The 12,730-nt window shown below is 46.8% G+C and carries 12 protein-coding genes; 5 read left to right on the top strand and 7 right to left on the bottom strand.

The window, feature by feature from the left end; translation table 11 throughout:
- Window positions 1-10 precede the first annotated feature (10 nt).
- A complete protein-coding gene (locus IEY34_RS21490) occupies window positions 11-643 on the top strand; it encodes a TetR/AcrR family transcriptional regulator (RefSeq protein ID WP_189014973.1) in 633 nt (210 codons plus the stop codon).
- Window positions 640-1,602: a ketopantoate reductase family protein gene (locus IEY34_RS21485; protein ID WP_189014972.1), complete on the top strand. Its 963-nt coding sequence runs from the start codon at window positions 640-642 to the stop codon at window positions 1,600-1,602. Before IEY34_RS21490 ends, IEY34_RS21485 begins: the two co-directional genes overlap by 4 nt.
- A gap of 531 nt (window positions 1,603-2,133) precedes the next feature.
- On the opposite strand, the gene IEY34_RS21480 is transcribed toward IEY34_RS21485, so the two are convergent.
- The 3 genes from IEY34_RS21480 to IEY34_RS21470 form a co-directional block, all read right to left on the bottom strand.
- The gene (locus IEY34_RS21480; protein WP_229757774.1) at window positions 2,134-5,532 is read right to left on the bottom strand and encodes an S-layer homology domain-containing protein; all 3,399 of its coding nucleotides are present in this window, start codon (window positions 5,530-5,532) and stop codon (window positions 2,134-2,136) included.
- A 281-nt stretch (window positions 5,533-5,813) separates the two neighbouring features.
- A complete protein-coding gene (locus IEY34_RS21475) occupies window positions 5,814-6,203 on the bottom strand; it encodes an S-layer homology domain-containing protein (RefSeq protein WP_268240156.1) in 390 nt (129 codons plus the stop codon).
- Window positions 6,204-6,507: 304 nt separating this feature from the next.
- Complete coding sequence (locus IEY34_RS21470) at window positions 6,508-7,077, bottom strand: SF0329 family protein (protein WP_189014969.1); 570 nt, start codon at window positions 7,075-7,077, stop codon at window positions 6,508-6,510.
- Window positions 7,078-7,374: 297 nt separating this feature from the next.
- On the opposite strand from IEY34_RS21470, the gene IEY34_RS21465 reads away from it, so the two are divergent.
- Entirely contained in the window at window positions 7,375-7,776 is a 402-nt protein-coding gene (locus IEY34_RS21465; protein WP_189014968.1) for a VOC family protein, read from the top strand.
- Window positions 7,777-7,938: 162 nt separating this feature from the next.
- Here IEY34_RS21465 and IEY34_RS37890 read toward each other — a convergent pair whose 3' ends face one another.
- The 4 genes from IEY34_RS37890 to IEY34_RS21445 form a co-directional block, all read right to left on the bottom strand.
- On the bottom strand, window positions 7,939-8,262 hold the full coding sequence (locus IEY34_RS37890) for an HD domain-containing protein (RefSeq protein WP_373291305.1): 324 nt from the start codon (window positions 8,260-8,262) through the stop codon (window positions 7,939-7,941).
- Entirely contained in the window at window positions 8,207-8,368 is a 162-nt protein-coding gene (locus IEY34_RS37885) for an HD domain-containing protein (protein ID WP_189014964.1), read from the bottom strand. The genes IEY34_RS37890 and IEY34_RS37885 overlap by 56 nt, the downstream gene beginning before the upstream one ends.
- A gap of 86 nt (window positions 8,369-8,454) precedes the next feature.
- Window positions 8,455-9,063, bottom strand: coding sequence for a DUF1349 domain-containing protein (locus IEY34_RS21450; protein ID WP_189014962.1), 609 nt, complete (start codon window positions 9,061-9,063; stop codon window positions 8,455-8,457).
- Window positions 9,064-9,359: 296 nt separating this feature from the next.
- Window positions 9,360-9,959, bottom strand: a complete 600-nt coding sequence (locus tag IEY34_RS21445) for a TetR/AcrR family transcriptional regulator (RefSeq protein ID WP_229757767.1) — start codon at window positions 9,957-9,959, stop codon at window positions 9,360-9,362.
- A 315-nt stretch (window positions 9,960-10,274) separates the two neighbouring features.
- Here IEY34_RS21445 and IEY34_RS21440 point away from each other — a divergent pair, with 315 nt between their 5' ends.
- Together IEY34_RS21440 and IEY34_RS21435 are read left to right on the top strand one after the other, a co-directional pair.
- Window positions 10,275-11,177, top strand: coding sequence for an SDR family oxidoreductase (locus IEY34_RS21440; protein WP_189014960.1), 903 nt, complete (start codon window positions 10,275-10,277; stop codon window positions 11,175-11,177).
- Window positions 11,177-12,703, top strand: a complete 1,527-nt coding sequence (locus tag IEY34_RS21435; protein WP_308423040.1) for an MFS transporter — start codon at window positions 11,177-11,179, stop codon at window positions 12,701-12,703. Before IEY34_RS21440 ends, IEY34_RS21435 begins: the two co-directional genes overlap by 1 nt.
- Window positions 12,704-12,730 lie beyond the last annotated feature (27 nt).

Genomic DNA, 12,730 nt, shown 5'->3' with positions numbered 1-12,730 from the left:
GCTACACTTAATGGCCAGAACCGATATTCACCATGAAGAAAGAAAAAAAAAACTCGCCAAAGAATTGTGGAATATCTTTATCAAGTACGGCTATGAGAATACGACATTAGCGCTTATTATCCGGGAATTAAACATATCAAAGGGCGCTTTTTACCACTATTTCCCGACAAAAGAAGCCTGTGCGGATGTGGCAGTCGATTTGTTCGCATCTGATTGCAAACATAATATCACACAAAACATTCAAAATAATCTATTCGCTGTTGAGAAATTAAAGCGGCTGTTTATTTACAGCGCCACATTGTCAAGTGAAAACGCACAGGGAAATGAGAACCTTAATTCACCAACCAATGCCGTTTTTCATCAGAAATTAATGGCTGCACTTGTCAAAAAAATGGCGCCTGTTTATGCGCTTGTTATTGAACAAGGGGTGAAAGAGGGAGAATTTAAAGTTAAATACCCACTTGAAACAGCTGAAATGATACTGACTCTTACGAATTTCTTTTTTGATTCCGATCTTTTTAACTGGCAGCCCGAAGAAATGGCAAATAAGCTTCTTGCATTTAAGGAAATATTAACGCTGTCCTTACAAGCTAAACAGAACACCTTTGATTTCTTACTAAAAATGATGGAGGAAGAATCATGAAAATATTAATTGTGGGAACCGGTATGATCGGTACAATCTACGGTCAGGTTTTGTCTGCTCAAAATGAAGTTTTTCATTATGTCAGAACAAGCAGGTACTCAGAAAAAAACAACAAAACCATTCATTTTGATTATATTGATGAGCGCAGGAAAAAGAATGATCAAAATATAAACGGTTCATACCAATATTCCTGTGTTACCGCCGCAGACAGCAGCTATGACCTGATTATAGTTCCAGTTAAAACATTTCAGCTAATCGAGACCATGAAAGAGTTGGCCAAGCAAGCGCCAAAAGCAAAATATCTGATCTTCACACTCGATTGGAATCAAATGGATCAAGTTGACAGGATTATCTCCAAGGACCAGTATATCGTAGGTTACGCTGGCGGGGGAGGCACTTTTAAAGGGGATCTTCTTTGGGGCAACGTGGGAAAAGATATTATGCTTGGTACAATTTATCCGGAACAGCAGCCGATATTGAAGAATATTGATCAAGTATTCAGAGTATGCGGAATTATACCGGAAGTCCCGCAGAATGCACTTCACTGGTTATGGATGCATAATGTAAGCACCGCTCCTTTTGGGGCTGCGTTGGCAAAGCACAGAGATTTTATAAAATACTTGGACGATAAAGAATTAATCAAAGTAACATTTGGAGCTTGCAGGGAATGCTGCCTTATTTTGAAAGCGCGCGGCGTAAACCTCAAACAATTTCCAGAATCAAAAATGTATACAATGCCTTCATTTCTATATTTCATTCCTATCGCTATGATGAGATGGAACTTTAAAAAGAATCCGGTTATGCAGAGATATACTGCCCATGCGAACGACTCCCTGGATGAGATGTGCCTGAATTTTGAAGAAATCTATCAAACGGGACGTGAATTAGAAATTAATATGCCAAATATGGATTTCCTTCATAAAATCGTCGAAAAGAATCATACCATTTCCTGCATTTAAATTGAGCAAATGACACATGCTTTCAAAGAAAAGGCTCGTAGTTTCTCAGGCAATTACGTGCCTTATTTGCAAAATGTCCCCATTCAAATAAGTCTGCTACTGCACTCCCCACCCGCTCCACCCACCTAAATCCCTCTCCCCACAAGGCTTCAGACTCCCTATCTCCTTTTTGCAGCCTGCAATCCATTAAAATCTCATTTCTCGTACACTAAAACTTGCTTATAATCGTTTATATCATACGAAAAGTTGTCCACTTTTTTCTTAGTGTTGAGTTCCTTCTAACCCTTTGTAACCTTGTTTTTTCCCATCCTCTTTACAGAATAAAAAAGCACAAGCGACTGGAGCATACTACTCATGGTCGCTTGTGCTTTAATGGGTGGCGATTTTTGGTGGCCAAATGTGTTTTTTATAATTGCTGCGCACAACATACAATTCAATACTATTTAGAACTTGGCTCCAGCGGTCTCTTTTGCAGGTTAGTCAACAATGGTTTGATATTGCTATGTAATATGCTTTGACAGACCCCTTCAGCTAGTTGGAAGAACTGGACTTCCGGATGCTCAGCAGAACCGTTACAGCCTCTGCTCTTGTGGCATGGTCTTGAGGGGCGAATTGGTTATCGCCTTTCCCTTGCATAATACCTGCTTGCTTCACGTAAGCAACGCAGTCTTTTGCCCATACAGGAACGTCCTTATCATCTGCAAAGCCGATTGCAGCATTGGCTTTGATAGATTTACCCAGAGCTTTAGCGAGTATGACTGCCATCTCAGCACGTGTAATTTCTATATCCGGACGGAAAGTATTGTCCTCATAGCCATTAATAATGCCTGCTTGTACGGCTTGCACGACTGCTGTCTTCGCCCAATCTCCGATATTCGCTGTATCCGTGAAAGTCAGTGCCGATCCTTCTCCTTGAAGTTTCAGCGTATTCATTAACATAACTGCAAATTCAGCACGCGTTACGGTACGATTCGGTTTAAAAGTTCCATCCGGGTAACCCGTAACAATTCCGTCGCTTACCAATTGCTTGATATTGGCCTCCGCCCAGTGTCCAGAGATGTCGCTAAAATTCATAATTGGATTTACTGGCATATCAATTACTTGACCTACAGCCAATACCGCATACTTCGTAAAGTGATTGACATCCACAGTAATGTGATTACCGTTTACCTTGCCACCGACTTCTACCCATGACTTTTTCACTTCGTCATAATAGAATACAGACGCCTTTTGATAGCTTTTCAAGCTTGCTGGATCAAATACAAAGGTCAGTGTTACCGGATTACTGAAGTTCTCTGAGAAGTTTTTTAGAATTTCGAATACTGGACTAGCTAAAACCACTTTATTTGCGAGAAGCTTTTGAGTATCCAACACTTTTTCGATTGTTAATTTCAGTTCTTTGTCTGTTGCATTGGCTGGAATCGAGACGGTTACTTGATTACCTAAACTAACCTCGCCCGTTTTACCTGCAGAAAGTGTTAATTTGCCATCTGTGGAGGTTACTTTGGTGTCGGTTGGAGTTGCTGAACCTCCACCGCCACTATAGTTCGGTGCTGGTGTGTTGGCACGGTCCACTGTGAGAATATACGTATTGTTCGTCGTGCCATCCTGCGCGGTTACCTTAATCTGAATCGGATTAAAACCAACTATTAGGTTAGATGCAACGTAAGCATACACATTGCCCGTTACAGAACGGTAGGTCGCCCCCGTTACTGTAAGCGTTTCGTTTGGTTCTCCTTTGATTACATGAATAGTGAGATTTGAAACAGAATTGGACACACCTACTGCGTAGTTCAAATTCGATAAGGAAAACGCCGGTGATAACGTGCCTTGATCTACGGCCAGGCTGGACAAGAGCGCATTGTGGTTTGGTGCTGGCGCATTCACCGTGATGGTGTATGTTACCTTCGTTCCATCCTGCGCGGTAACTAGAACCTTCTTGCCTGTTTCCAAAGTTGTTGCTATGGTTGCTCCGTCTGCTTCGTAGACTTCAAATGATGCCTTCGCTGCTGGCGTGATCGCTGCCTTCAACGTGGCTAAGGTTGTTCCGTATGGAATATTCGTAATGGTTTCATTAGCTGTTCCGTCTGTGCTTACCGTTCCGATTGTTGAGGTCAACGTTGCAGCTGTACTTAGCGCTTGTGTTGCTGGGAACAGAGCATTAATAACGCCTGAACCAGCCGTATTTGTTGCTGCTGCTCCAGCTACTTTAAAGAAGTTTGTATCCACACCTGTTAAGGTATATCCTGCTGCTGGTGTCATTGTAATGGTTGCTGTGTAGGCTGTATTTGCAGCAAATATTGCATCCGCTGGTGACCAAGCAATCGTTGCTGTATACTCTGTAGCAGCTATTGAAGATACTGGCGTTGCCCCTGTTACTGGCGTTGTTACTCCAGCTATGTCTGCTGTTGCGATTATCGCTTCAGTTGCTGGGAATACCGCTGTTACAAATCCATTATTAGCATCATTTTCTGTTGTTGCTCCAGCAACTTTAAAGAAGTTTTGAATCACACCTGTTAATGTGTATCCTGCTTTGGGTTTGATTGTAATCGTTGCTGTGTAAACTGTATTATCAGCAAACGTTTCATCCTCTAATGACCATGTAATTGATGCTGTATATTCTGTTGTATCAGCTATTGTTACTACCGGCGTTGCACCTGTTACTGGTGCTGTTACTCCAGCTATGGCTGCTATTGTGATTTGTACTGCTGGCTTGATATTTCCTACATCTGCAATCAACAATTGTTTGGCGGACGCCGCTTGCAGTATTGTTTCCTTTACTCGGACGTAAATCTCATCGCCTTCCTCGACAGCAATGTTGTCCACGCTTGTTCCGTCAATCGCCGTGTACGAGCCTGTATTGACTTTGTACTCCATTGCACTCGTCACGCCGGTTAACTTCGTTGTTCCGAAATTCGTTCCTTGTACCAAAATTCCTGTTGTCGGTGCTGCTAACGGCTTGATGTCCGTTAGACTGACCGTCAATGTTTTTGCTTTTGAAGCTGAGACATCAGCTGCTACTCGGACGGTGATTGTATCTCCCTTTCCTACAGAAATGTTATCGATACTGCCATCGACAAATTCACCTGTGATCGGAATATACGCTCCACCGTTAACCGAGTACTCGATGCCAAATAAAACATGGTTCAACTTGGTTGTTCCGTTGGCAGTTCCTTGTGTCAAAGCTATAGAATTCCATCCATAGGAGCTGGCAGTGATTGCTCCAGTTCCGGCTCCAACCAAGCCACCCACAGATTGAGTTCCACTCACAGGTCCTGTGGCGTAGCTGTGGCTAATTGATGCATTTGCTTCAATGTAACCAGCCAAGCTACCTACATATATAGTTCCACTAACAAGTCCTACCGCATAGCTGTTGCTTATCGTTCCTCCCACAAAATAACCAACCAAGCCACCTGCAAACCAAGTGCCAATTACACTTCCGGTGACGTAGCTGTCGCTGATTGTTCCTTCATTTGTACCAACCAAACCGCCTACTTTCTGCCCGCCAGTAATATGAACATTTTCCAACTTCAAATTGGCAATAGAACTGCCCGCACCTGTATGACCAAATAACCCCACAGAATTGGTAGACGGCCTATTAATTGTTAGCCCCGTAATATTGTGACTGTTGCCATCTATGATTCCGTAAAATGGTGAATTATCAGTACCTATTGGCACCCAGCCCCCATTAGCTATGTAGGCTCCCAAATCAATATCTGCTGTAAGCTTGAAATATTTACCCGCTACTAAATAATTCCTCACCTCATTAAGCTGATCTGCGGTTGCTATCTGATAAGGATCCCCTTGTACACCTGTTCCTCCAGCGAAACTTGCTAGAGCATAGGCTTTTCCTCCAGGTGCAATAATTCCCGACATTCCACCCATCACCATCAACATCACTAGAATGATGGACATTCCTTTTTTATACATGTTACGCACTCCGAATCCTCCTTCAAATTTTGCATGTCATCAGGTTTCTTGATTTCAAATCTATGAATATCCTTTCTACTCATGATTAAGACAAGTATATCCCACCCCAATGACGGCAAAATGACAAACTTCGACAGGCGGGGGCAAAAAAAACACCGCCTTTTTTTAGTGGCGGTGTTTATAAGTGTTTATATCGTCAACCCCCAAACACGGGGTAACACAAAGACAGCGTGGTCGACGGCATTCCCACAGCCACCTCAAAGCAAAGGCGTACCACTAAACTATGATGGCCCTATCAAAGAAATCTGACGCAGCATACGGATCAATAACACAGCTGTTTCCGCGCGTGTCACCAGTTCAAGCGGGCGCAAACTTTGGCTGTCATCCCCCTGAAATACGCCCAGTCCGGACATGCGAGCAATTGACTCCTTCGCCCAAATGCTGGTCTCGTAACCATCTCGATAGCCATTAATAATTGACGTTACATCTATCGCGTCCCTGCCGGCTATCCAGTCGACAACCCTGCTCAGAATAACAGCCAGCTCCTTGCGGGTGACCAGGCGATCCGGCCCATACATGCCATCCTCGTAGCCTTCAAGCAATCCGAATTGAGCTGTCACAGCAACAGCATGCGCATACCAGTTTGCATATACATTCTTGCGAGGATAAATCTAAAGTTTCCTGCCATTATGTCGGAAAAGCCATTTCACGACCTGCTAATAGGGAACTTTCAACTTTCCTGCCTAGCACCAGCCGGACGTTCCAAATCTTGACGGACATGGTCCCAGGCGTGGCGCTCTCGCTCGTTCTTCGGTTTACTCCCAATCAAACGTAATACGCCTCCCGCAGCCGCTTCTCGTAATGCTCCTCAACGTAATCCATATTCACCCAAGAAATTGAGTGAACGCCTTTGAAAGAAATTCGTAAATTTCATTATTTCTAATGACATGATTCGGTCTCTACCTTTACTAACTTTCAAAATGTGCTAAGCCGTAACTCATAAAAATACTGCACAATTGGATGCTTTAACTTCATCTTCTCGGTCATGTTTAAAATTCGCTTTTTTCCAACTCTCCTGTCCACCAAAGCTAAAATATTCAATAAGATATCATTGCTCTCCAGGCTTTCCTCTATAGAAATAGATAAAAACTTATTTGCTACAACTACAAAATTGGATTTACTTAATGCTGACTGTACGGATAAAAGCTCTTTTGCATATTCTGATATTTTTCTATTTCTTGCAATTACTTTGAGACGATCCTCCGGAACTATCCCCTTGGTATCTTTTCTGACAGCTTCGATTTCTTCATTGTTGATAGGAATCTGGATATCTGGATCATTCTTTATTTCCAGTTCCGTATGATACCATCTGATTAAGGTAGTTATATCATTCATATTGAGTACGTTCTTTTTATCTACCGCAATATAACAAAGTCCTGCTTTATCAGGTAAATAACGGTAGCTGGTTGCGCGGTATTCGAACCTTCCATATAGCGCAGGACAGAGAAAGCTCTCCAGAAGTTGCTTCAATTTGCTCCAGGCCATGTAATCCTCCTATTTAACGAGTGAACTTGCCATTTAATACTTCTTTGAATTCCATAAAGGCTTCTATACCCTATTGAGGCAAGTCTTTTATTATCCATCATACAATAACCATCACTTCGATCATAGTGAACCTCCCCCACTTACTTGCTAGCACAAGTTGAGGTCGGGGCTCTTACCAACCCTAGGATGCATGACAGGAATGTCATACCTTGCGGTTTCTTATATAAGATTCGCTTCTGCTGCCAGAAGTAGAGTATAGTAGGAGTAGTTGAAAATATATTTCAGGAGGCTACAGCCATGTCACAGGACATTTGGATTAACCTGCCGGTCAAAGATGTTGAAAAGTCAACTGCCTTTTTCAATGCGATTGGGTTCCATGCGGTGAGCGTTGGTAACGAGAGAGCCAAGCTTGCCATAGGCCAAACAACGATTCTGCTGTTCCCGGATGCGGCGTTTGAGAAATTTACAGGTTCAAAAACCGCAGATACTTCCCAAAGTGCTGAGGTAATATTCTCCATTGGTGCTGAAAGCAGAGAAGAAGTAGATGCTTTTATTCAAAAAGTAGAGTTTGCCGGAGGAAGCATCTTTGGCAAGCCGAGTGAAACCGACGGCTGGATGTACGGCGCAGGATTTGCCGACCTGGACGGTCACCGCTGGAACCTGCTGTACATGGATGCGAGCAAAATGCCGAAACGCTAATATGGAACCGCCGGTCACCTGGTTAAGGTCACCGGTTTTTTTTATTTCAGCGATCTGCTTCCGTTTTTGAAATAACGTTCATCGTTCTTTTCTTTGACCAAACTTAGTGTGGAAAAGGCAGCCGAACATCATTTCTCGGCTGCCACGGTGTCTCTTATTCAGCTATCGTTTCTCGTGGTACTCACTAACTGATTTATCATCGGAATTATAAAGATAGCCTTCTTTTTTTGCGAAACTCCATAGATGATTAAATAGTTCCGAAAAAGAATCATTCTGATGTCTCCAGCTTTCGTTATAAGCTAATATTTTCTCGGGTGCAATTTGATTTTCTTTCCAAACCGTTCCCTTTGTATGTACGTTCTGAGCAAAAGCCTGCATCTTGTCTATTGTTTTAACGAATTGTGATTCGAGTGTGTCTCCTGATTCAAACTCATCTCTTGTGTAACAAAAGAGCAAACATACACATGTGCCAGGTATGTTCTGCATCATTTTCACGTCGTGCCGTATTCGATACATAGGTTTTACGTTCGATAGTTTTAAATTTGTCTAATACTGAAAGAAAATCAATTAACTGAGTAATACGGGTAAACATTAAAATTTCTGCCCCTCTATAATTGAGAATTTTATGAGTTCACTTCCATTTGGAGTAGCTTAAGTTTGAGGAAAATAAAGATTTTATTATTTAATATTTCTTACATCTCTATTCGTATTAGGAAGGAAGTGTAAGTAATCGAACTGCACTGCACATCCATCACCAACTGGACTCTGGGCAACTACACCGACTTTTAAACTTTGAATATTATTCATTCCAAAATACCGCACTAATGCCCATTCAGTACCATCAAGAGAGTAATGAAAAGCAATACAATTATCATATCGAGATACTCTTAAGAAAGGATTTATATTCCCGACAAAGTCACCGATACAATCATCCGAAATATCTTTAGTTACAACACTAATAATGGAAGGTCGACCTCTAAAATCCTCATAACATAACTTAGCCCAGTTATTCTCGTCTGCCATTACCATAAGGCATCCGGAGTCATTCCGTTCACGTATGTCAACGCTGACCCGAGTGGTTACAATAAAATTTGCATTTGTTGTCGTATACAGGAATGGAGCAGAATTATTTCTACTTTCCTGTGTTGGATTATGGAAGAAGTCTGCGCGAGGTGGCGCGGTAATCCTAAGTGAATTTTGTTCAGAAAATTCCCATTCATGTGGTTCATTAATCCATTTAAGAGAATTATTTAGACTCTTCCCCACGCAGTTATTAAAAAGACTCATATCTAACCATCGCCACCATTCGTATAGTATAAATAACATAGTGTATATCTAATGTGATTATAAAAGGGTTTCCACTCAGATAAAAGCTTTTCATGTAGTATGACGAAGCTGATAAGTAAAATGCAGCCCGAATCCTAACGGACACGCGCTGCATTTTATTATAAACTCAGTCGGTTCTCTGAAGCCCTGTTCGACAAAAAATCAAAGGTTTTGCAGTGATCTCTCATCGTGCGTCTTTCTTCGTTTAAAGTTCGCTATGAAATTTGGGAGGCGCCGTCGCCGGGGTGAGCCTTCGTTCACTGGGACTGTCGCGCCTGGAGGTTGTGAATAAAATTCTCGGCCAGCTCTCGCGGGACAAGTTGAGCCGGATCGCGTCCACTCAAGATCCAGAAGAAGCTAGGTCCGATCAGCAAGGCAGTGGCCTGGTCGAGCGGGACTGGCAGCGTATCCTTCCCGAGCGCGCGCTCGATCACGACACGGGCGCTATCGCCGAGCGGGTCTTTCGCGGATAGCAGTTCCGCCACGACGGTGTCATGCTGCGCTTCACCGAGGAGTGCCCGATAGGCGGTACCGGCCAGTGAGTGCGCGAGGAAGCGCAGGAGTGCTTCCAGGTAGGCCGTGATGTCGTCCAAAGGATCTCCTGAGAGACTAATCGCAAGCTCCTCCTCCGCATCGGCTGCGCTGGCCTCAAACAAGATCTCTGCTTTGTGTGACCACCATCGATACACGGTCTGCCTGGACACTCCGGCTCTCTCGGCGATGCCCTTCATGGTCATTGCCGCATACCCGACCTCGAATAAGAGGTCATCAACTGCATTCAGAATAGCCGTCCTCGCTTGCTCGTTTCGGGGACGTCCGACGGGATTGAGTTCTTTGTCCATGTCACAATTATACAAGTGGCGTTGCTCCTTGTCTATTTATGGAATTGCGACACAGCTGGCCGCTTTTCAAATCGGTGGCCGGACGTTTCAATTGATGCACAGCCGTCGCCTTCCCCACGCCTGTGATCCTGTTCACCGGGGCTCTTGTTGCTTTGACGGCATTCACACATGTTTATTTTAAATAATTAGTGGACACCATGCACCGTTTATAGTACATTAAGTTACACGGTGTCTCGTAATTGTAAAAAAGGATATCATCTCGTATTTTGATGATGTGAGTAACCGCAAAAATATGCTGTAGCCCACAAAGGCTGCAAGGAGGAAACAAGAATGAATGTATTTGTCACTGGAGCAACAGGGTGGATCGGTTCGGCCACCGTAGATGAACTGCTGAAAGCTGGACACAAGGTCGTCGGGTTAGTCCGTTCGGACGTCTCTGCTGCGTCGCTCGAGGCGAAAGGCGCGAAGGTTCTGCGCGGGGACCTCGATGACCTCGACTCTCTCCGCCGCGGAGCGGCCGAGGCGGATGCTGTCGTTCACCTGGCGAACAAACACGACTTTGCAAATCCGGCGGAGTCTGACCGTACTGAGCGGGTCGCAGTCGAAACCATTGCTGAGGCGCTGGTCGGTACCAACCGCCCTTTCATGGTCGCGACTGGAATGTCCGGTCTGTTTCAGGGGCGGCCGATACTGGAGACGGACCCGTCACCTGATGTGGGCCCGGATTCTCACCGAGGCGGCGCGGAGAACCTCGCTCTCGACTACGTCGGTCGCGGAGTACGGACTATCATCATCCGGTTCGCACCGACGGTTCACGGGGCAGGAGACTGGGGCTTTGTCAATTTCCTGATGAGCGCTGCACGCAAGCATGGCGTGTCTGGGTACATCGATGACGGCTCCCACGCATGGTCCGCAGTGCACCGTTCCGATGCCGCCAAGCTCATCCGGCTCGGAATTGAGAAGGCGCCGGCCGGATCACGCCTGCATGCGGTCGCAGAGGAAACCATCTCCACCCGGGCGATCGCCGAAGCCATCGGCCGCGCCCTCCATATCCCGGTGGCCACGATCGCGCCGGAGGATGCAGTTGCGCACTTCGGTTTTGTCGGCCGCTTCTTCAAACTATCCATGAATGGTTCCAGCGAACGCACCCGTGAACTACTCGCATGGACGCCCGCCTGTCCGACTCTAATTGATGACATCTTGGCCGGTGCGTATAAGAAAGCCGGGCAATAATGAGCGACCCACAGACAATGTCGCCTGGTGCCGTGAACCCGTCACGGCAGCCTGGGCTGGTTCTGGCTTGCGTGTGCGCGTGTACCATCTTGGTCGTGGGCCTTGTCGCCGCCATCAATTTGGCGGTTCCAAAGCTTGCTGCCAGCGGGTTGCACCCGAGCTCTTCGGAGCTGCTGTGGATCGTTGACGCGTATGTCGTCGTGTTCGCTGGCCTGGTCATTCCGAGCGGCGCGGCCGGAGAACGGTTTGGACGCAAAGGCGTACTGATTGCCGGTCTCGTCACATTCGCAGTTGGAGCTGCGATCTCAGCAGCCTCGGGGAACGTGGCTTGGCTGCTACTCGGCCGTGCGATCACCGGCGTCGGTGCAGCCATGGTGCTTCCGAACTGTGTGGGCGTACTTATCCACGAGACATTACCAGAACGACGCAGCCGGGCCCTCGCCATTTGGGGCGCGATGACCGGCATGGGCGGGCTCGTCGGCAACATTGCCGGCGCGGTGCTGTTGACTGCAGGCTCGTGGCGAACCCTATTCGCGGCCATTGTGCCAATAGCACTTCTTTGCGCGTTTTTGACGGCACTGGTCGTACGACGCAGCAGCCGCAGCCCGCGCAAACTTGACCCTGCTGGCACGGTTTTGCTTATCGCAGCAACCATAGCTCTCTTAATCGGCATCATCGAGGGGCCGGAGAACGGTTGGAGCAGCTTCATCGTTATCGCAGCGTTCGTCGCCAGTATCGTACTCGGCGCCGTCTGGGTCGTGGTCGAACTGCGTATTCGTCACCCCTTGCTCGACCCGCGTCTGTTCCGCATCCCTCTGCTCAGCACCGTGAGCCTTGGCATGCTCGTGATGTTCTTCGGCAGCTTCGGCCTATTCTACCTCAACGCTTCGCTCCTGCAGTACGGTCGCGGGTACTCCGTCCTACAAGCAGGATTTGCGATTGTTCCTATGACAGTGCCGATGCTGCTCGGCGCACGATTCGTTCCTGATCTGGTGAGGCGCTTCGGCATTCCCCTAACGCTGTCTGCGGCCTTCCTCGCCATCGGCATCGGACTGTTCGGCCTGGCCTCAGCCGTGTATCAGCCATACTTTGCCTACGCGGCTTGGCTCGTCCTCATCGGGCTTGGCTTCGCGCTCGCGCTTCCGTGCTTGACAGCCGAATTCACCTCGGCGCTGCCCGCCGAACAGGCCGGCGTTGCAGGAGGACTTCAATCTGCAACCCGAGAACTCGGCAGCGCCCTCGGCGTCGCGGTTGTCGGCACCGTGCTGACCGAAAGCTTTACCCGTCATCTGCCGGCAAGCCTTCAGCACGTCGACCCGATCCCGCGTACGGTCGCCGAGGGTATCGCTACAGCCCCCGCTCAAAGAGCTGCGATCATCGACGCCTTCACCGCTGGAGCCATTTCCGCGCTGCAAGTTGCGAGCGTCGTCACGCTCATCGCAGGCGTCCTCATCGTAGCGGCAGCATTCCAGGCGCGTCGACGGGAGCGGAGCTCAACCACTATGGGCTCGGCAGCCCCCGATTGATAAGAAAGCTCAGCCCCTTCCGCCATA

This window comes from Paenibacillus marchantiophytorum (assembly GCF_014640555.1).
Classification (GTDB): domain Bacteria; phylum Bacillota; class Bacilli; order Paenibacillales; family NBRC-103111; genus Paenibacillus_E; species Paenibacillus_E marchantiophytorum.
Note: the sequence above shows the minus strand (reverse complement) of the source record. Positions and strands in the feature narration are given on the sequence as shown.